19 protein-coding genes are annotated in these 19,808 nt (G+C 41.7%); 3 read left to right on the top strand and 16 right to left on the bottom strand.

Annotated features, from left to right (window positions below):
- Nucleotides 1-92 precede the first annotated feature (92 nt).
- From MSKOL_RS15995 to cfbD, 7 genes are all read right to left on the bottom strand, one after another.
- Nucleotides 93-767 carry a PHP domain-containing protein gene (locus MSKOL_RS15995; protein WP_048157646.1) on the bottom strand — a complete coding sequence of 225 codons (675 nt, stop codon included), beginning with the start codon at nt 765-767 and terminating at the stop codon, nt 93-95.
- A gap of 630 nt (nt 768-1,397) precedes the next feature.
- Nucleotides 1,398-2,702: a GTPase HflX gene (hflX, locus tag MSKOL_RS15990; RefSeq protein WP_048157643.1), complete on the bottom strand. Its 1,305-nt coding sequence runs from the start codon at nt 2,700-2,702 to the stop codon at nt 1,398-1,400.
- A 2-nt stretch (nt 2,703-2,704) separates the two neighbouring features.
- Entirely contained in the window at nt 2,705-3,100 is a 396-nt protein-coding gene (locus tag MSKOL_RS15985) for a DUF2209 domain-containing protein (RefSeq protein ID WP_048124232.1), read from the bottom strand.
- A gap of 124 nt (nt 3,101-3,224) precedes the next feature.
- The gene (gene endA, locus MSKOL_RS15980; protein ID WP_048157641.1) at nt 3,225-4,277 is read right to left on the bottom strand and encodes a tRNA-intron lyase; all 1,053 of its coding nucleotides are present in this window, start codon (nt 4,275-4,277) and stop codon (nt 3,225-3,227) included.
- 366 nt (nt 4,278-4,643) lie between these two features.
- Nucleotides 4,644-6,131, bottom strand: a complete 1,488-nt coding sequence (gene cfbB, locus MSKOL_RS15975; protein WP_048157639.1) for a Ni-sirohydrochlorin a,c-diamide synthase — start codon at nt 6,129-6,131, stop codon at nt 4,644-4,646.
- A gap of 63 nt (nt 6,132-6,194) precedes the next feature.
- Nucleotides 6,195-6,992 (bottom strand): Ni-sirohydrochlorin a,c-diamide reductive cyclase ATP-dependent reductase subunit, encoded by a 798-nt coding sequence (gene cfbC, locus MSKOL_RS15970; protein ID WP_048157637.1) that lies wholly within the window; start codon nt 6,990-6,992, stop codon nt 6,195-6,197.
- A gap of 37 nt (nt 6,993-7,029) precedes the next feature.
- Nucleotides 7,030-8,142, bottom strand: a complete 1,113-nt coding sequence (gene cfbD, locus MSKOL_RS15965) for a Ni-sirohydrochlorin a,c-diamide reductive cyclase catalytic subunit (RefSeq protein ID WP_048157635.1) — start codon at nt 8,140-8,142, stop codon at nt 7,030-7,032.
- A gap of 34 nt (nt 8,143-8,176) precedes the next feature.
- Between cfbD and MSKOL_RS20485 the strand changes: the two genes are divergently transcribed.
- Entirely contained in the window at nt 8,177-8,323 is a 147-nt protein-coding gene (locus MSKOL_RS20485) for a hypothetical protein (RefSeq protein WP_156151122.1), read from the top strand.
- Nucleotides 8,324-8,411: 88 nt separating this feature from the next.
- On the opposite strand, the gene cfbE is transcribed toward MSKOL_RS20485, so the two are convergent.
- A complete protein-coding gene (cfbE, locus tag MSKOL_RS15955; protein WP_048157633.1) occupies nt 8,412-10,019 on the bottom strand; it encodes a coenzyme F430 synthase in 1,608 nt (535 codons plus the stop codon).
- A gap of 26 nt (nt 10,020-10,045) precedes the next feature.
- Nucleotides 10,046-10,438, bottom strand: a complete 393-nt coding sequence (gene cfbA / locus MSKOL_RS15950) for a sirohydrochlorin nickelochelatase (RefSeq protein WP_048157631.1) — start codon at nt 10,436-10,438, stop codon at nt 10,046-10,048.
- A 419-nt stretch (nt 10,439-10,857) separates the two neighbouring features.
- Between cfbA and MSKOL_RS21205 the strand changes: the two genes are divergently transcribed.
- Both MSKOL_RS21205 and MSKOL_RS15945 read left to right on the top strand, forming a co-directional pair.
- Nucleotides 10,858-11,100, top strand: a complete 243-nt coding sequence (locus MSKOL_RS21205) for a hypothetical protein (protein ID WP_231592283.1) — start codon at nt 10,858-10,860, stop codon at nt 11,098-11,100.
- Nucleotides 11,101-11,103: 3 nt separating this feature from the next.
- A complete protein-coding gene (locus MSKOL_RS15945) occupies nt 11,104-12,786 on the top strand; it encodes a heavy metal translocating P-type ATPase (RefSeq protein WP_369799550.1) in 1,683 nt (560 codons plus the stop codon).
- 293 nt (nt 12,787-13,079) lie between these two features.
- Here the strand turns inward: MSKOL_RS15945 and MSKOL_RS15940 are convergent, their stop codons facing one another.
- From MSKOL_RS15940 to MSKOL_RS15910, 7 genes are all read right to left on the bottom strand, one after another.
- Nucleotides 13,080-13,418: a P-II family nitrogen regulator gene (locus tag MSKOL_RS15940; protein ID WP_048122641.1), complete on the bottom strand. Its 339-nt coding sequence runs from the start codon at nt 13,416-13,418 to the stop codon at nt 13,080-13,082.
- Nucleotides 13,415-15,028 carry an ammonium transporter gene (locus tag MSKOL_RS15935; RefSeq protein ID WP_082091168.1) on the bottom strand — a complete coding sequence of 538 codons (1,614 nt, stop codon included), beginning with the start codon at nt 15,026-15,028 and terminating at the stop codon, nt 13,415-13,417. The genes MSKOL_RS15940 and MSKOL_RS15935 overlap by 4 nt, the downstream gene beginning before the upstream one ends.
- A gap of 518 nt (nt 15,029-15,546) precedes the next feature.
- Nucleotides 15,547-15,987 (bottom strand): DUF2267 domain-containing protein, encoded by a 441-nt coding sequence (locus MSKOL_RS15930; protein WP_048122643.1) that lies wholly within the window; start codon nt 15,985-15,987, stop codon nt 15,547-15,549.
- A gap of 353 nt (nt 15,988-16,340) precedes the next feature.
- Entirely contained in the window at nt 16,341-16,931 is a 591-nt protein-coding gene (locus MSKOL_RS15925) for a hypothetical protein (protein ID WP_048157629.1), read from the bottom strand.
- A 101-nt stretch (nt 16,932-17,032) separates the two neighbouring features.
- Complete coding sequence (locus MSKOL_RS15920) at nt 17,033-17,401, bottom strand: PadR family transcriptional regulator (RefSeq protein WP_048122654.1); 369 nt, start codon at nt 17,399-17,401, stop codon at nt 17,033-17,035.
- An 878-nt stretch (nt 17,402-18,279) separates the two neighbouring features.
- Nucleotides 18,280-18,795, bottom strand: coding sequence for a gas vesicle protein (locus MSKOL_RS19550; protein WP_231592282.1), 516 nt, complete (start codon nt 18,793-18,795; stop codon nt 18,280-18,282).
- Nucleotides 18,796-18,821: 26 nt separating this feature from the next.
- Entirely contained in the window at nt 18,822-19,625 is an 804-nt protein-coding gene (locus MSKOL_RS15910) for a GvpL/GvpF family gas vesicle protein (protein WP_048157627.1), read from the bottom strand.
- Nucleotides 19,626-19,808: the final 183 nt, after the last annotated feature.

The raw sequence follows: 19,808 nt of genomic DNA, 5'->3' as shown, positions 1-19,808 counted from the left end.
TTAATTTTATAAAGATTAGGACTTGCACGGTTGAACCAAAAAATCAATATGTTTTAACCCTTCAATTGTTAAAAACATTCATTATGCTGGAACTAAGCTTTACGAAACAATTTTTTCTTAATTTTTCGCCTGGCGCTGCCTGACATCTGTTTAAGAATGATGGGCGTGGGCGTATTTTTTCCCGCAGGGGCGACTTTTCCTTCCCTGATTGCTTCCAGTATGGCGTCAAGGGTATTTTCCGAGGCATTGATCGTGGTGTATGCCTGGCCTACCATTTCGGGAATATGAGAATCGCTTCCTGCAACGCCCGGAATTCCAAGCCTCTTTGCCTCGGTTGCAGCTTTTCGGTTGGCTCTATTAAAAAGGCAGCGGGAATTGAAGACCTCAATGGCATCAACGTCAAGCCCTTCAAAACTTCCTATCCCGTGGGAACTGCGCTTGAAGGGATGAGGGATAATAACCGTGCCTCCGAGTTTCCTGGCTCTATCTATCGTTTCTTCCGGACTCAGATGAGGCTCGATATTCTGGCTGATTCCGAGAACAAGGATATGGCCCTTCGAAGAACTAACCTCAACCCCGGGAATGACCGTAAGCCCAAGGCCAAGTTCCAGGGCTCTTTTTTCACAGGCAAGCCCGCCTTCCACATTGTCGTGGTCACAGATAGCAATCCCGTCAAGCCCTTTTTTACGTGCAGTTTTAAGGATGTCGTCATGGCTTGATTTGCTATCTTTTGAATACTCGGAATGTACATGCAGATCGAATTTCATGCTAACAGGAAAATGAGGAATGGATTTATATAAATTTTGAAACGGGAGTCCATCGACATCCGAGTTTATTACAGACCGCAGAAAATTTCGTTTACTTACGGCAGAAAATTTCGTTTACTTACAACAAGAAATTTCGTTTACTTACGACAAGAAATTTCGTTTACTTACGATCAAATCATGTTTTAAAAACGAGATAAAAATTATGGAGGAATTGCGAACGGGCCGAAACATAGCAAAAATCTGGTTTTAAGGGTGTAGTTTAGGATATTAGGAGGGTCTGACATTTTCAGTAAACACCCGTTCGCATGTAAACAAACAACTTCTGGATATAAATATCTTTCGTGAATATACGAACAATATTCAGGTCATACAAAAAACTCCCTGAGAAAAAGATATTGGAAAACGTTATATTAATATTCCAGTAGTTTTTATAAAATTCAAAAAGCTTTATACTCTTCGGAAAAACCCTGGAGTGATACATATTCTCGGGCACAAATCTTAGAGAGATTTGATCCAAACTTTTTTAAAAAAAGTATGATCAAAAACCAGGTCTTTTTGAAATATCAGACTCAAACTTTTTTTGAAAAAGTTTGATCAAAGACGCAGGCTTTTTAGAACATCGAAGCAGAATCACTCACTTCTTTGAGCTTCCTGAGGTTCAAGGAGTGCATGTGCCCGGCTAATTATTTCTGTTCTTGCTTCATAATCCAGAAAGATTCTCTCTCCGAATTCAACACTGTGCACAATTCCTTCTTCATACAGCCATGAGAGGATTGACATCCCTTTTTCCGAATTAGGAAGGGAAAGTGAGCAAAAACACCAGGGAGGCAGATGCTTTATTATCTCGTCTTTTAGCGCAGCCATACCTGTGCCTTTTTTTGCAGAAACAAAGACCGGATTCGGGGCCATATAGCCTATATGATCCATAATGGCTTCAAGTTCGGATTCATTAACCAGATCGGCTTTATTAAGTACGGTAATAATAGGAACTCCCTGTATCCGGTCCCATAGAGTATCGTGAGATGTCGAAAGTTTCTGAAGGATCGTTTCGGGTTTTTCACTTGCATCCACTACCAGGAGTATAAGGTCCGAGAGAAAAATCTCGTCAAGGGTGGACTTGAAGGCATCAACCAGCCAGTGAGGAAGGTCTTCTATAAAACCCACGGTATCGGTCAAAAGAGCTTTTCGCCCCCCGAGGTCCAGAGCTCTGGTCATGGGCACAAGCGTTGTAAAAAGCATGTTCTTTGCCTCAACACTTTCATTTACAATTGCATTGAAAAGCGTGCTTTTTCCGGCGTTTGTATATCCTGCAAGGGAAATTAAGGAAAAACCTTTCCTGTGCCTTAAGGCCCGCAGGGATTCGTCATCCTTTTCTGCAGATTCAAGCTCATTCTGAATCCTTGTTATCCTCTTCTTCAGGTCCTGTTCATAAGAGTCCTCGTAGTCTCCAAGCCCCATGAAGCCTGCCCTTTCCTCCTTTTTAAGGAGAGACACAACAGCTCTTGCCCTTGGCACCTCATATCTCAGTCTTGCCAGTTCGACCTGGAGTTTTGAACGGTGGGTAGTTGCTCTTTTTGCAAATATCTCAAGGATGAGCTGGAATTTATCGATAACCTGGCATCTGCAGATTTCCGAGATATTGAAGAGCTGGGTCGTAGAGAGCCTGTTATAGAAAATGACTTTCTCTGCACCCGCACTCCTAACAAGTTCGGCAAGTTCCTCTATTTTTCCCCGGCCAAGCTGGTATTTTGAATCAGGATTCCTGGTTTGCTTAAGCTCAACGACCGGCAGGTAACCTGCAGCCTTTGCAAGCTCTCTGAGCTCTTGAAATAGGTATTCTTCACGTTCAGGGTCCGAATTGGGAATTGTTCTTTTAACGAGAATTACCCTGTTACCGTTGTCGGATCCGTTATTGGATTTCTGTTCAGTTGAAATTCTTACGCCTCGATTTCAAGTTCTTTTATCAGTAAATTGCGGGCGCTCAGGGATATATGGTGCACGAGTTCAATCGATTGTCTCTCGGCAATTGATTCCTGATATTTAAAAGCCCTGGAAAACATACTTTCGGTTACCCATTTGGGTTTATTATACATATCCCCCTTTTCTGCCACAATCGTACCCTCAAAGGAAAGCTGGTCAGCCGTGTCCTCGATTAGCTGTACGACGTCCAGCAGGCTGGGGGCTCTTTTTTGCCAGAGAGGAAGTATTTTGATCTGCTTGATTTTTTCAATATGGCTAGCCGAAACCGTAAGCGCTGCAGCCGCACATACCATATAATACCCTCCTTTAATCCTGTGCCTGCCAGAGATGTCTACTGCGATAATATCCCACATATGCTTCACCATCGGCTGAAAATCTGTTTTTTCATAAAATTCAGAACCGTTAAGATCAGGGAAACTCCTTCCGATCAAGTCCGAACTAACACTCGAATGAACACTCGAATAAATACCCGAATATTTACATCTTCGTCCGGCTGATGTCAAGGTATTCGATTTCTTCTCCTTTCTCAACCGCAAAAAGCATTGTTTTCCTGACGCTGTTTGCGAGCCTGACAGCTCCGGACATAACCGGAAGCCTGAATTCAAAATCCGCAGGAATGGAATTTACAAGATATTCCGAGTGCGGAATTTTTTCTATTGACTCAACCTTTCGGTATACCCTGAAATTCGTCCCGAATTTAAAACCGGTTTTAACCACATGTCCCGAATCCCTGAGATTTTTATATGCGCTGTACTTTCTCAGGAAAGAGCTCTCAATCTCCGAGGCTTTCTCGACAAACTCGTCAAACGAAAACACTTTACCTTTCCTGTCCCGAACCGTTATTACGCCTCTTGAAAAGAGGTAAAGGGATTCTACAAGGGAAAGCTGAAGCCTTTCGGAGTCCAGCATTTTCCCGTAAAAACCCCTTTTATAGAGAGTTTCCGAAGCCTGAGCATCCCAGGCTATTACCCTGTCTTCCAGGAAAGTGGCATCGGCTTTGACAGCAGGATATAGCTCAGACATTTCTCCTTCAGGAGCTGCGGTTTTAACCTCATAGAAAGTAAGGTCACTTTCTTCATCCACCACAGCAAGGATAAACTGCTTATGCACGTTCTCTGCCGAGGTAACTGAGTCCTGAAGAAGTTTTACGGGAAGGAGCTGCCTTTCAGACTGGACATGAACAAAAATGTTTGCTGCACTTTTACCCGGGTGGCTGCCTCTGGGATACACCCGGAAATCCGCAGCTGATGGCTGGACATAATATCCCCGTTCTTTAAGGTCCTTATAAACTATGTATTTCAGCTCAAAATTCGGCTGCCTCAAAGAAGCCTGTTCGAAAAGGGCTCTGAAATCTAGCAGTATGCCTTCGAGTTCGATCTCGAGCTTTCCTCTGGACAGGAGAAAAGCAGCTTCTACAAGAGAGAGTTCAAGCCCCTCGCCTTTAGGACGCCCGAAGTAACCATTTTTATAAAGTTCGGCTACCGCTTCCTTTCCGGCAAGGACCCGGTCTCCTTTAAGTTGTGTTTTCAATAGATTCACCTGAGAAGAAAATGAAATGAAAATAAGTTCTTTACCAGTATGGCTTGCTGTAGTTTAATTTGCTATAGCGTAATTTCTCTTGATTAGGTTCTCATAAAATAGTTTGTTATTAAAATAATTTATTATTAAAATAAGTTATTATTAAAATAATTTGTTATGTTTGTTGTAATCTAATCTGTTGTACTCTAAATCTGTTTTAATCTAAATCTGTTTTAATCTAAATCTGTTTTAATCTAAATCTGTTTTAATCTAAATCTGTTTTAATCTAAATTGTTATAATCGATTAATATAATATTGCTTTTTCGACCTGAAATAGAGAATAGGGTTTGCATACACTAAGGAATTAGCCTTCATAAATCATGGAAGAACCCTAGACTCTCGGAAATTTCTTGCCGCATCTACAAGTGAGCTTGCAAGCTCCCTGTACGCAACTCCGTGCAGGTGGGCATACGAGCCCAGAGTATTTCCCGAAATAAGCCCGTCCATGCCGTTCTTTATGCCTGTACCTCTTGACAGAGTTATTGCAAATTCGGCGTCTTCGGGAATTTCCCATATTTCAGAATGGTGGAATTCGTGTCCCTTGAAGCTGTTGCCTTTTTTCCCTAGAAGGCAGTCCTGATTAAGGGTTCCTATATTGTAGCTGACCACTCTTGTCTGTCCCATTATAGTATGCCCTGGCAGGGCCCCAACCATTGAGTATGTAGATTCCGGCATTGATGCATCGTGATAGGTGCCTTTTCCGGGGACGCCTGTGCTTATTTTTTCCGTGAGGTACATAAGCCCTCCGCACTCAGCATAAATAGGCATACCTGCAGCAGACGCCTTTTTAATATCCTGGCGCATGGACTCGTTAGCTTCAAGTTCGGCTGCAAAGAGTTCGGGATAACCTCCCCCTATATAGAGCCCGTCAACCTCGGGAAGTGAGTGGTCTTTAACAGGGCTAAAGTAAACGATTTCTGCGCCTGCAAGATTCAGGAGATCTATGTTATCGCGATAGTAGAAGTTAAAAGCCTCATCAAGGGCGACCCCTATCTTTGGCCTGGTTGCTCCGGGATCGGAGACAGAAGTAAAAACGCTATTATCAGGGGTTTTCAGGGGTTTTGCGCTTTTTGCGATTTCCATAAAGCGGTCTACATCAATTCCTTTATTGATAATTTCTTCAATGCCGTGAAGGCGGTCTTCAAAGCCCCCGTCTCCAAGTCGTCTTCGGCCTTCGAGAGCTGGCATAAGCCCTAAATGGCGCATGGAAATCTGCATTGCGGGGTCTCTTGGAACAATTCCTATAACCGGAACGCCTGTATAGTGTTCGATTGCCTCTTTTGCTTTTTCGGCATGGCGGCGGCTTCCTATGTTATTAAGGATAACTCCTGCAATTTCCACATCAGGGTCGAAGTTCCTGTATCCGTTGATAAGAGCAGCACTCGAACGGGTAATGCTCCGGGCATTGATTACGAAGATCACAGGACAGTTAAGGATCTTTGCGATCTGAGCAGTGCTTCCAAGGTCGCTTAAGCTGTCAAAACCTTCGTAAAGACCGCGAACCCCTTCAATAATTGCAATATCAGCTTTCTCACCGGCATCACAGGCATGGGTATAGACATCCAGAATCCCATTCTCATCCATAAGGTAGCCGTCAAGGTTTCGGCAGAACCTGCCAGTTATTTCAGTATGATAACTCGGGTCGATATAGTCCAGAGCGACCTTAAAAGGCTGGACTTTGTATCCCCTTGAAACGAGAGCAGCCATCAGGCCCATGGAGATTGTAGTCTTGCCTGAGGAAGAACGGTCTGCGGAAATGAGAATCCTGGGAATATTCCCTGCTGTGGATTGCTTGCCATTAAGCATTTTTGATACCCCTGATGTGTTTATTCACCCTGATGTGTTTACTCAACTTATTTCCACTCTAATTCATTTTGTCAATTCCCTCAACCGCTCGTCACTCAGGGAATCGGCTGTAACTCTGTTTTCGTTTTCAAGGATTGCTTTCCCAAGCTCGCGATAGATATGAGCAATATCGGATTCAGGTGCCTTTTCCATTACAGAGTAACCTTCCCTTTCACAGTCCTGAACTACCTGCCTCTTAGGGATAAAAGCCATAAGCTGGCTGCCTATCTCCTCAGAAAACTTCGAAACGATTTCCTTTTCCCTGCTCACGTTTCTTGAATTGCAGATTACCCCGCTAAGCGGCATTCCTATCTTCGATAAGCCTTTGCAGATATTATTTGCTGCATAAAGGGGCATGTACTCTCCTGAGGTCAGTACATAAATCTCATTTACGAACCCTTTCCTGACAGGGGCAACAAACCCTCCGCAGACGATGTCTCCTGGTACATCGTAAATGATCAAATCCTGCTCTTTTAAGAGATTTCCTGAGACGCTTTTCAATTTCTGGATGGCAACAATGATTCCTCTCCCTGCACACCCTATACCTGGTTCCGGGCCGCCTGCTTCTACGCATTTGACGCCTGCATATCCTTCAAAGACCACATCTTCTTTCTTTATGTCCACACCCTCGCGCAGGAGGTCGAGAATCGTTGGAATTCTCCTGCCTCTTAGAAGGGTGATTGATGAGTCACTTTTAGGATCGCAGCCTATAATCATAACCTTCTTTCCTGCCTCGGCGCAGGCAGCGGCAATGTTTGAGGCCGTACTTGATTTACCTATGCCGCCTTTTCCGTAGATCGCTATGATCTTCTGGTTTTTCAAAGGATCTTCCTCCTGATTTTATCCTGGATCTTCCTATTCAGGCTTCCTTTGCAACTTCCCTTAAGGTAGCCCCAAACTCTGACTCCACAATTTCACTGACTCCCAGCGTTTTCGGGTGGAGGTCAATTTCAACCAGCACGTACTCATGCCCCATCTCTTTTAAGGGCAGGACCTGTCTAGGGCCGTTAGTAATCGAAATAAGCTCCATGTGCTTTATGTGTTCCATAGGGATTGCGTGCGGAACACCTGTAATGATCGCAAAATCAAAGTCACTATATTTTTCCTTTATTAATTCGCTGACCTTTTCGCCTGCAACCGGGTACTCGTCCATTCCGCCAATGATCTCATGCACCTCAATTCCATGTGCTGTGAAGTCTCTCATTATGTACTCGGCATGCTGCCTTACTCTGGGAAGCCCGAGCTCTGGATCGATATTTGCCATATTGATAAGGTTTTCTTTTTTCCCGAGAGTTGCTGCAACCTCATTGACTGCAAGGGTAATGTCTGCAAACATGTAGCCGGTTTCTTTTTTGGCATTCATGATGACAAGGCCCTTCTTTCCTTCCTTGAGGAGTTGAATTACACGCTGCGCGGCTTTGTATTTAACATCCCCGCGGGAGGGAGCAAGGTATTCCCTGCTCGCAGCCCCAAACCGTTTTTCCACTTCGGTCGCTTTTTCAAGGAGATATTTCTGACGCTCGAACTCTTTGTGATCAATAATCCCTACATCGAGTGCGGATTCCAGGGCAAAGAGTACTCCTTTTGTGTTATTGTGATAACCTGCATGCACCTCAACTTCGATTACAGGGACATCAGGATTTGCCTCTAGCACGGCGTCATGCATTTCTTCTCCTATAATCATGCTGGGGCAGGTTCCTACAATACCTATAAGTTTCGGATTGAAAAGTTCCACTGACTTGTTGATAAGCTGGACAAGTTTGTCATGCCCTCCGAAAACGAAATTGTTCTCGTCAAGGCCTGTGGTAACCACATGTATACCGTCTTCTTCGAGCAGCCTTGCGTGTTTAAAGGAACATCCGGGAGGCCCATGCAGGATAGCAACATCAACATTTAAGTCTCTCAGAGTGTAAAGAGCCGCAACTATGGAACTTGGGCGGGGATGAATGATTGAAATCTCTTTTTCAGCCATGGCGAATCCTCTTGCTTAGATAATAGGGATATTGATGAAAATGATAGAACGCATTTCCCTGAAAATTTCTGTATCCTCAGGATATGAACTACCACCTGTACCAAAATGGGATTGGGAAACACGATCAGTTGAAATTAATGCGAGTAATGGAAACGAATACAGATTGGAAGAGCCTGTATAAAACTCTATCATAAAAATTTCGGCAAACATCTGAAGTCTTATTCTGGCCTGTATCCAGAATCGGCTTTTAACGGAAGCTTTAACGAGCTTTAACGGAAGCATTTCACTGAAGAGAGTATTATATCATCGCCTCCTGCAAATTCCGAGGCTTTTGAAAGACCTTCCGGAAGACTCCTTGCATAAGAAATATTTTTCCCATTTACTGTCTTCATCCGTTCTCCTACCAGGATAATCTGCTTACACTTTGTACCGAACTTTTCTACAAAGCCCTGCACGAGTTCAGGAGGCAGCCCTTCACAGACCTGAGAGGCTTCTTCTCCCAACACAAGGATGATGCCTTTCTTTTTTTCGTCCTTTCTCTTAAGGAGGGCATAATCAAGGGCTTTTTCGGCTGAGAGAATATCCATGCCTGAATTGGAATTGTCTATTAGGGAAATACCATTCATTTCTTTTTCCTGCATCCTGCCTGAAAGCCCTCTGAATCCTTCAATTACCGAAATAATAGCTTCAGGTTCAATTCCAAGTTCGAGGGCTGCTGCCGACGCTGCGACAAAGGCAGTTCTGTAAGCTGAAATATTATATCCTGGACGCAGGGAAGCTGACAAAATTTCCTTTCCCCTGTGCATGAATCGAATGCCATAGCTTGAAAATGTAGGCGAAGCCTGTAGCTCGGTTGAGCCTGCTGGCATTGATGAACTTGATAGACCAGTTGACCTTGATGAATCTAATAGGCCGATTGATGAACTTGATAGCCCGGTTGGCCTTGATGAGCTTGATAGATCGTCTGGCCCTGGTAAGTCTGAAGGCATTACTAACTCTGGGGGTACTGATAGGGCTGAAGTCCCGGACCCGGTTTCTAGCACAAAATCGGCTGTTTGGTCTGAAATTCCGGAAAGCTGGCCACTGAAAGGGTCTTTGAAGGTTAATACTTTTACTTTGTCTGTTTTTGCAGCTTTAAGGGCTTTTTTGGCCCAGGCATTGATTAGAAGGATACTCCCGGCTTTTGCGAGCTTTACAAGCTGGAGTTTTGCCTCGCTTGCAAGGGCTGTATTGTTTGCAATTCCGTAGTCCGGAGAAAGGGTTGTAAGAATTCCCAGGTCAGCAGTGCCTGTGCCTCCTATTGAGATTTCAAAGATAAAAAAATCCGGCCTGAGTCCGGCCTCAAAAACTTTCTCAACTGCAACCAAGATACTTCCTGGAGTTATGCTCAGACCCCTGTAAATAAGAGAAGAAATACCTGCTTTCCAGTATTCGAGCCCCCGTGAAGTGTGCAGCACTACTTCAAAATGCCTGGAGAGCATATCGGCCAGGAGGGAGGAGGTACTTGTTTTTGCTTTTACGCCGGTAACCTCAACCGTTTTTATGCCTGAAAGCCTTGAATCGTTTTTAAGTATTTCTCCGACAATTTCGTGGTGCGAAAGGATGTCTTTTTTCTGCGCCCTGGCTTCTACAAGCATCGGATAGGCAGGATCAAGATGCACAGGCGCTACAATGATGTCGAATCCTGAGGCAGGAAGAGGATTTTTTGAGCAGTGTATCCCGTACTTCTCCTCAAGTTCAAGCAGCGTTTCAGGCTTGACTGTCCCGTATACGTCTATTCCGCTTACTTCATTTCCAGCGGCTGCAAGGCTTTTTACGATAGGAATGCCGCCGTGGGTCAGGTCGAGCACGGCGAACTTCTTTCGGTACAGGTCCATGATAAAACCGGACCCCAGGTGTGAATTTAAAGGGCTTCCTGAACCCTTTTGAACACAAGGTCTGCGATAAGCTCATCGGCCCCTAGAGGGTTTGCATAGCATAAAGGAATGGTTTTTCCGTCAATTTCCAGGGTGCCGCAGCCATTTTTGTCCAGGCTCAGGATCTCAGGGATGTCCTTTGTGATATGAACTCCAGATGCCAGGAAAACCGGTACTGCTGCAATTTTTGTCACGCCAGTACCTGCAAAGCCTTCAATTGCCTCTTCAAGGGTTGGCTCACTGTTTTCCATAAAGCCGGCTCTTACAACAACATCAGAGTGTTTACGTGCAATATAGTCTGCGATCTTAGTGACTACTTCTTTATTGTAAGGCAGCTTGCTCCCGTGGCCTATGGCCAGAATTCCGAGTTTTTCTGTCATATTAAAAACCTCAATATCTATCTGTTCAGGCTTAACACAATTGTTTGAATTTGTAATAATGAAGAGTTTAACATAGTTAGGATTTATATGATATAATCCTTTTGAAAAAGAAACAGCGGGAGAAAGTTTTGAGAGATCTGGACGTAACCTACTATTATTATACAATTATAATGTGGATGTATGTATTTATCGTATTGATTTAAGTTTTTTCAATTTTGATATGCATCATTTGCCTGGGGCTAAGGTTGTTATTTCAGTCGAATTCCTGTAGCTGCTTTGGATATATTCTCGCCAGCGCAACTTTGGTTTCTTACAATTAAATCTAATTTTGTTATTTAGTATTAAATCGTAATAGCTTTATGTTATTGATATTTATATGTTTTAACATTTAAAATTTTGATTTTATTTGGGTAGATAATATGACGGACAACACTTACAGTCATACTGGAAGCTTTTGGAGCAGCATCCATAACCTGGCAACTCGTTATCAGGAGTTTTTACTTGACCCCGGAACATTATTTACTGTGGCAAGCGGGGTTTTGCTTATAATAGCAATAGCTGTTTATCCGCAAAATATGCTTGGTAAGACAGGCGAAGGCAACTGGTTATATTTATTATCTGCATTGGTCGGATCATCATTCATATGGTGGTCTGCCTACTAGGGGATTAAAGAAAGGGATTTTACTGCTGATATCCCGGTTACTATCGCAACAATTGCTGCTATTGCTTTCGGGCAGTATTCAGCCGCTGCAGTCGTAGCCGTACTTTTGCTTCTGGGGGGTATGCTGGAGGAGCTTGTCTCTGCAAGAGCAGGAAAGGCACTAGAATCTCTGGCAAAACTATTGCCTGATAGAGTCACAGTCAGGCGTGATGGACACGATATTGTAGTGTCTCTTGAGGAAATTAAGGTAGGTGACACGATCCTGGTCAAGTCTGGAGAACGTATTGCTGTTGACGGAACTGTTCTTTCAGGCACTGCTTCAGTAAATCAGGCTGCTATTACCGGAGAGAGTCTGCCAGTTGATAAACAGGAAGGAGATAACGTTTTCGCAGGCACTCTTAATGAAGCAGGTGCAATGGAAATATTAGCCGCAAAAGTTGGAAATGAGACGACCCTCGGACAAATACATCGTTTGATCGATGAAGCGCAGACTCAGAAGCCAAAAGTAGAGCGACTTTTGAACCAGTACGCGAAGGTTTACACGCCTACTGCAATTATCTTAGGCGTTTTGCTCTGGTGGTGGAGTGGGGATATAACACGAGCAATAACTATGCTAATTGTATTTTGTCCATGCGTGATGGTACTCGCTACGCCTACAGCACTGGTGGCTTCAGTTGGTAATGCGGCGTTAAAAGGCAATCTCATTAAAAAAGGAGCTACGATAGAATCTATGGCCAGGATAGATACCGTTATTTTTGATAAGACAGGGACACTTACTCACGGTAAACCAAAACTTGCCAGCATCATAGCATTGAACAAAAATAAAGCTGAAGACTTATTGTTATTGGCTGCAATCGCAGAGAAGTTCAGTGAGCATCCGCTTGGAAAAGCTGTTGTCAAAGCTGCGGAAGAGAAGGGGTTATTAATCCCGGACCCAGAATCATTTGAATCCTTATCAGGAACAGGCATAAAGGTTAAAGCCAAAGGGAAAAACATCTTTGTAGGCCGTCTGAAACAAGCATCCGAATTTTATATATTAATCTCTCATGAAGCTGAAGAAAGCATTGAAAAACAATCTCAATTGGGACGTAATGTAGTCATGATAGGCATTGATAACGAGATCGCAGGATTGCTAACATTTGAGGATAGAATCAGGCCGGAGTCAAAAAAGTCTATAGAGAACCTTCATAGACTCGAAATAAAGACAATAATGATCACAGGTGACAGCAAAGTAGTTGCAGAACAGGCAGCTAAAACCCTTGGTATAAATGAAATATATGCCGAAGTAATGCCCCAGGAAAAAGTCGAAATTGTGAAACGTCTACAGCTTGAAGGTCATAAAATCATCTTCGTAGGCGACGGTGTTAATGATGGTCCGGCACTTGTCACGGCTGATGTAGGAATAGCTATGGGACTTACAGGAACAGATGTGGCAATAGAGACAGCAGAAGTTGGACTATTATCAGATGACCTTTTAAAAATTCCGTACCTTATAAGCGTATCCAAGAAGGCGATAAGCACTATCTGGCAAAATGTTGTATTCTCGCTTAGCATTCTCTCAATGGCAGTTATATTAACTATACCGGGCATACTTACACCCGTTACAGGAGCATTACTACACGAACTCTCGTCAATTCCAGTAATAATGAACTCAGCAAGATTAATTACGTACAGTCCCAAAGACTGAGAATAAACAAAAATTCTCTCAGGGCTATTTCTTCCTTGCATTAGTAGATCATTGCATTAGTAGATGTTGATATTTATCTTTGAATACTTTTGCTTGGTTACTCTATTTCCTGAGTTTACCTGTATATTTGCTTGGTTACTCTATTTCCTGAGTTTACCTGTATATTTGCTTGGTTACTCTATTTCCTGAGTTTACCTGTATATTTGCTTGGTTACTCTATTTCCTGAATTTACCTGTGTACAGGAAGTTTATAAGTGCGTCCGTTTACCCGGAAATTTATATAGGAAAGGCCTTTAAATGGCCTTTCCATCTCTTTCACCTGTTCTTATCCTGATTACCTTTTCTACGGGTAAGACAAAGATTTTACCATCTCCAATGTTGCCGGTTCTGGTTGAACTAACAATAACATCGGTAGCTTTATCCTCGTCTTCATCGTTTACTACCAGCTCGATCTTTATCTTCGGTAGGGCATCAACCCGATATTCCTGGCCTCTCCATTGCTGGATAATACCTTTTTGTTGGCCGCGGCCTTTTACGTCAACAATTGTGAGGCTATTGAAACCGGCATTTTCAAGCGAGGCTTTTACTTCTTCAAGTTTTGTGGGCCTGATGATCGCTTCTATTTTCTTCATATAGCCTTCCCCTTTTTAGTCTCGGTAGCTAACGCTATTTGACCACGAATTTGACTCGGTTCAGGGCTTTTATTCATTCCAGTCTCAGGGATGTCCCCAACATAGCCAGGGCAGCCTACCTCGGGCACGTCAAGCCCTCCTATCTCAACTTCGGTACTCACACGCATCGGCGTGATCAGATTGATCAACTTGTAGATGACAAAAGCCAGTCCACCAACTACGATGAAGTTGGTAGCCACGCCTATAAGTTCTGCCACAAACTGCAGAGGCTGGCCATATAACAAACCGGTAACTGCGGTAGGCACTCCATTCAAGCCAGCGCCATAGCTTCCGTCTGCGAACAGACCTAGAGCTAGACAGCCCCATGCGCCGTTGACCATGTGTACAGAGACAGCACCAACCGGATCATCTATTTTTAACTTTCTTTCAACGAAGAAGACTGATTCGACTACAAGAATGCCCGAAACAAGGCCAATGACTGCAGCGCTTATCTGATTGACGAATGCACAGGGTGCAGTGATAGCGACAAGTCCTGCCAGCATACCGTTACATGCCATTCCAGGATCTGGCTTTTTCGTGCGCACGGCCCACATCCATGCCGTAGCTGCGACAGCACCGGTAGCTGAAGCCAGCATAGTGTTTGTGGCTACAACAGCTAGTCTCAGGTCTTCACCTGCCATGGTTGAGCCCGCATTGAATCCGAACCAGCCGAAAGCCAGGATGAAAGTGCCGATTATGGCCATAGGGATACTGTGACCGGGTATTGCATTAACCGAGCCGTCTTTGTTATACTTGCCTATACGCGGTCCGATTAGCCATGCGCCTACTAGACCGATAACTCCTCCGGTCATATGCACTACCGACGAGCCGGCGAAATCCACATGGCCGTTACCCAGGCCAAAATTAACTCCAAGCTGGGACAGCCAACCTCCGCCCCACACCCAGTTGCCGAAGAGTGGGTATATAAAGGCACCAATAGCAAATCCCATGAAACAAAATGCCAGGAATTTCCATCGTTCTGCAAGCGCTCCGGTAGGAATCGTTGCGGTAGTATCCATGAAGACCATCTGGAATAAGAATAAGGCAAATACACCAACATCATAAGTGCCTATCAGCCCAAATCCAGTCATTCCAAAGAGCCCGAACTGATGCCCTAAAAGGGTAATATAAAACTCATGGTTAAGTCCGGTATAGCCTCCTAGAGTGGCCAGCGGACCGACACCTCCGAACATGATGGCAAAGCCCGTGAGGAAGAAACCTAGCATACCCAGTGGATACACAAAGAAGTTCATAGCCATCGTATGTGCGACATTCTTTACACGAACGAACCCGGTTTCGACCATCGCAAATCCGGCCTGCATGAACATAACCAGGAAACCCGCTAGTAGTGTCCACATTATATTTATGGCTACGCTGTTATGTCCTACAGCACTGGTAACGTCTGCTAAAGAAGGTGCACCTCCGGTGCTCGACGCTACATAGCTGGAATAATCCGTATCAGCTCCTGTAGGGTCTGCCTGCTGGTCCGCCAGCACTATAGCCGGAAAAGCAACGACCAAAATAAATAGTACTAAAAAACTAACAAATAACCCGTTTATTTTGTTTCGCATTCAATAAACTCCTTAATTTTTTCTATTCGGGCTTTAATAATAGGCGGTCAGCGACATGCGAGGTCGTATTATCTTATTATATGATATACGAGATTGTATTATCTTATTATATGATATACGAGATTGTATTATCTTATTCTCTGTATATCATCCGTCTAATAGCCCTATATCATATCACCAGCAATTTATTGCCTTGTGTTTCTATATTAATCTTTCGTATGTCTAGGAAATGTGCTTCCCCTTTTATAATATATTAATATATCGAAACTATATAAATAAATATTAATAATTATATTAAAAATAAATGAATACTCATGACTGATTCCTATATGAAGATGCAGCAATAGCGGTGCATAAAAAGCCATATACTTTAAATTTTGAGAAAACAAAAGTAGAGTAATTTTTATAAGGATCTAAAAAAGCATCTTTACAAGAAAAATATGGGAGAAGGAACACCCGAAATAGATAAAAAGGTAAAAGGATTCCGGAGAATAATTTCAGTTTAAATTCACGCGTATTCATCCTTTCGGCGCGATTTCTTCCGGAAACCACTCCTGAATCTCTTTTGGCATATTGAATTTTACATCCCGGAGTTCGCCTTCTCCCATGTGCCTGTACATGACCCACATGACAGCCCGAATAACTTCAGACGGATTTACATTCTCATCGAACTCAAACTGTGCGTGCACTCTTCTTGCAAACTCCTCTTTTTTGAATTTCTCGGGCTTATCCCTGAGAGTCCAGCCGTCATAATATATTCCTTTAATTATAAGGGGCAACTGTGAAGCAAGATCAACTGCTTCTTCTACCGGAAGCCTGTCCCGGATAGCGTGCAATGTACCCCTCAATGCCTGATATGCACTATCCTTGCTCTGCCATTTCAACTGGGTCAGAATATCTCTGAGCCATACATTGGTTAAGTCTATACTGTTTTCAAGATTCCTTACTCCCGTAGTCATTTCAACTCCCCCTTAAGCTTAAAAACAAATATCGTTAGGCAATAATATCGTTAGCAAGAATATTATTAGGCAAGAATATCGTTAGCAAGAATATCGTTAGCAAGAATATCGTTAGCAAGAATATCGTTAGCAAGAATATCGTTAGCAAGAATATTGTTAGCAAGAATATCGTTAGCAAGAATATCGTTAGCAAGAATATCGTTAGCAAGAATATCGTTAGCAAGAATAAATTATGGGTTGTATTTATATAATAATATCTAAGAACAAAACTAGAAGAGGAAGTCCGGGTCATGGACGGATTTCGGGATCAGAAAACCGAAAAAAGCTCTATTTTTACAGACCAGCAAGGTATTTCAATGCTTTACCAAATCAAGAACTTCTATGTCATCAGCCAATTTTGGAATCACGTTGTGTTCAGCTCCGATGAACAAAATTCCAGTTTCTTCGTTCTCCAGAGTTTTGTTTATCCTTGAAGCTATGTATGCATCCCTTTGTTCAAGCAAAAAATCTTTTTTAGCAATATATCTCTTTTTTGCCTCTTCCTTTTCGGAAGTGGAAGAGACTTTTAACATATCAAGCAACAAATTACGTTCTTCAATTAGAAGCTCAGGATTTTCAGTGGCAATGATCCTGGCTCCCTTTGCCACCATTTTTTCAATAATCTGGTAATTTTTACTTCCTAGCTCTGCTGTATTGTGAATAATTTTAATTCCCATTTCACCTTCACATGGTAAGCCATCCTGATAAATTCTAGTATTCTCAAGATTAAGATTGAGCCCAAAAATTTCTTTTTCAAGTTCATCCCAGAACTTTTCGATAAGCTTCTGATTATTTTCCCATTTTTCCCTGCCGAGTTTAGAAATAGCTACCTGTGTTAGTTCTTTACTTAAAGAACCCATATCTGCAGAGGTATGGACAATTCTTACATATACAAGCTTTCTCATGTTCCCACGCTATATCAGTAACTGTTAGAAAAACATATTAGTCAAATTTTTAATAGAATTGGTTTTGAATTGATGATAATGAATTTGAACTTTAATACAGCCTATTCATCTATCCAAATTATAAAATACTCAAGAGCTTCTTTAAATTCTCTTAACCTTATATCGATTATCTGTTTCCCTATTTCTGTGGGAACATAATATTTTGTTCTCAGGTCACCTTTTACAGTATCGATTTCAAGCAAGTTCTGATCTTTCAATGCATACAATATAGAATATATTGCACTAGGGGATATGTAAACACGATGTTTAAAAAAAAGTTCCTTTGCAATATCTTGCCCAGACATCGAATTATTCCTGATCGTAGAAAGTACTGCAACGTTCAGATGCTTCTTTAATATGTCTTCAATGTAAACATTTTGGGAATCCGATTCTCGGGCTTGAGTTATATGTTTCTCATTTTCAGGATCCATTGCTTCACCTTAGTCGATGCCAAAATTGTCATATACGATACTGTAATTTAATTGTCAAATTATTCTCGGGTCTGATAATTTCATATTTTCCATTACACCGACTTTTCATCCCGAATTTGACAGAAACATATGTTTTTTGGTGTATAGATGGGGTTCAAGTTTCTGTTTTCCTGATATAATTCAAAGTTCGGCATTACTTTTTTTATTTTTTCTTTTTCCATTTTTTTTGAACGATTCTGTGTCGATGCAATATTTTTAGTAAGTAAATGCCCTACTCACCTGGTTTTTGGATGTTTAGAGCGACTTCAATATTCTATTTTTATATACAGTTCTGGGTAGCGCAGTGAAATTGCTGTAAATTTAAAGTACCGTTTTTTATACTGTATAATCTATAGATTCTTTAGAAGTGATGTTTTTTCCAGGGAATCCTTGAGATTTGTGATTTTACAGAAAAATTAATAAACTGCCTGATCACATGATCCCACACATTTTAAATATATTTTCCTAAACTTTTTTTCGTAGTCATCATTTTTTAATATCTTTTATTCATGCACTTAATATATTTACATACTTATTCAGACTAATTGCTTGATTCGGTCTAAAGTTTTCTTATTCTATTATAATTCCAAATATTGGTCAATATTGCAATCTAGATTATCGGGAAGTCACAAGAAGGTTCCTGAAGTTGCATACTACTCCTTTAAATATATTTGACCTATCCTATATATAATCTTTTATCCCATGAATTTTTTAAATTTGTTAATATTTTTACAAACTTTGAAAATTTATCATTTAATTATGGCTATATAATACTATTTTTATTAATTTTTAAATCGAAATGGTTTTCTAATCCATACCATTTCGATTATTCATCCAATCTATTCGCTATAAATTTTGCTTATAAGTGCGTCGTGAACATCTTCTATATCTGGAGAGTGTATCCAGAGGACATTGTTATTGTTAATCTTGATACACAATTCTTTCCTTTCTTTTTCCTCGTGAACATTTGTGACTAGAACGACTTCCAGTATATCTTTCAGTGCGATTTCGTACAATATTTTATTAAAGGCCTTGTGCCAGCCAAAAATTCTGCGATTTGTCAAATACATGTAACCATAATTCCAGGCTTTCCCCTGATCCTTAGAATAGGAACCAAAAAAATTCATTTTCGTTTCTTCTTCCGCCATAAGAGTTGGCGAAGTCACTCTATGTTCAAGTGCCCAGGCTCTTGTACTCTGGTCAAACTGCTCAAATATGCCGTATTCAAGCATTGTTTCAATTCCAGCAGCTAATAGTCTGAGACTCAAGCCTATCAGGGGTACACCTGCAACTGTGATCAGAACATCGGCGTTTAAAACGAGTCCTTTGTTAAGTAACCTATCAAGAAGTTCCACTAAGGAGTCTTCTCCACGTTCCGGCATCATGTATGTTCAAAATCCTTTTTAAGATCAATAAAGCTATAAGGTGACCAGGGTCCTGTAAACCTGACTGCAAAACCTTCATGTTCGTTTATTTGTTCAAGAACTTGCCCCAGATTTTCAACATTTTCATTAGAAACGAGACAGGAAAGTGTAATCACAGATTTTTTACCTTTGAATTTCTCTGGAACATTGGATTTTTTTTCTTCAGGAACCGTCTCTTTTACATTCTCATGGATAGCTCTTCCAAATTCGGCTCCAAGTTTTGAAAGTTCCTTTGTTATTGCCTGATCTCGCCGAACATCAAACTGCTTCTGAAGGATGTAGCCTTTTCCTTTTGACATTCCTTGAATCTTTGTATTCAATTCTTGAAGTTCAGGGCTGTCTTTGAGGACCTTTTCAGCAAGAATTTTTGGATCATAAAAAATTTGGACTAAATACTCTGCAGTACCACTTAATTTCTCAAGTTCACTTTTAAAGGGTTCATAATTTTTCTGCAGCCAGGATTTTATGGTTTCGTCATTCCCGAGTGCGACACATCCAAACGAAAATGGAAGCAAAGTACCAAATTTTTCAGTCATCTTATCGATTGCATAGTTATGAGTGAATACCCATTCTTTTGCTTGCTGTTCATCCTTTGCTGGTTCGGGTTTCTTTTCCAAAAAATGCACAGCCGCAGCAATGTCTTTATAGACAATTGTATACACAGGATTGTCATCAATCCCAATCGTCCCCAGGTTCTGTTCAGTAGCTGTATTGAGAATCGAGTAAATATAAAGGCAGTTTTCCTGTTCTGTTTCATTCATTTTAATCGGCTTCCTCAATCCACCCTATTGGATTTAATAATTTTACAATTACCTCGTCTACTACCTTATCAAGTCCGTCCCGCACAGAATAAACACAAATTCAAATGCATTATCAGCTTTTACCATTCTCAAGTACGTCATGCAGATCCAAATTGAGTTAGTTCCAATAGGCTTCAGGTCCTT

Source organism: Methanosarcina sp. Kolksee, from assembly GCF_000969945.1.
Classification (GTDB): Archaea; Halobacteriota; Methanosarcinia; order Methanosarcinales; family Methanosarcinaceae; genus Methanosarcina; species Methanosarcina vacuolata.
Note: the sequence above shows the minus strand (reverse complement) of the source record. Positions and strands in the feature narration are given on the sequence as shown.

Bases quoted from the DNA above. Each gene is read 5' to 3' on its own strand.
- MSKOL_RS15995 (WP_048157646.1), bottom strand. From the start codon at position 767: ATGAAATTCGATCTGCATGTACATTCCGAGTATTCAAAAGATAGCAAA.
- MSKOL_RS15985 (WP_048124232.1), bottom strand. From the start codon at position 3,100: ATGTGGGATATTATCGCAGTAGACATCTCTGGCAGGCACAGGATTAAA.
- cfbB (WP_048157639.1), bottom strand. From the start codon at position 6,131: ATGCTTAATGGCAAGCAATCCACAGCAGGGAATATTCCCAGGATTCTC.
- cfbD (WP_048157635.1), bottom strand. From the start codon at position 8,142: ATGGCTGAAAAAGAGATTTCAATCATTCATCCCCGCCCAAGTTCCATA.
- MSKOL_RS20485 (WP_156151122.1), top strand. From the start codon at position 8,177: ATGAAAATGATAGAACGCATTTCCCTGAAAATTTCTGTATCCTCAGGA.
- cfbE (WP_048157633.1), bottom strand. From the start codon at position 10,019: ATGGACCTGTACCGAAAGAAGTTCGCCGTGCTCGACCTGACCCACGGC.
- cfbA (WP_048157631.1), bottom strand. From the start codon at position 10,438: ATGACAGAAAAACTCGGAATTCTGGCCATAGGCCACGGGAGCAAGCTG.
- MSKOL_RS21205 (WP_231592283.1), top strand. From the start codon at position 10,858: ATGACGGACAACACTTACAGTCATACTGGAAGCTTTTGGAGCAGCATC.
- MSKOL_RS15940 (WP_048122641.1), bottom strand. From the start codon at position 13,418: ATGAAGAAAATAGAAGCGATCATCAGGCCCACAAAACTTGAAGAAGTA.
- MSKOL_RS15935 (WP_082091168.1), bottom strand. From the start codon at position 15,028: ATGCGAAACAAAATAAACGGGTTATTTGTTAGTTTTTTAGTACTATTT.
- MSKOL_RS15930 (WP_048122643.1), bottom strand. From the start codon at position 15,987: ATGACTACGGGAGTAAGGAATCTTGAAAACAGTATAGACTTAACCAAT.
- MSKOL_RS15925 (WP_048157629.1), bottom strand. From the start codon at position 16,931: ATGAGAAAGCTTGTATATGTAAGAATTGTCCATACCTCTGCAGATATG.
- MSKOL_RS15920 (WP_048122654.1), bottom strand. From the start codon at position 17,401: ATGGATCCTGAAAATGAGAAACATATAACTCAAGCCCGAGAATCGGAT.
- MSKOL_RS15910 (WP_048157627.1), bottom strand. From the start codon at position 19,625: ATGAATGAAACAGAACAGGAAAACTGCCTTTATATTTACTCGATTCTC.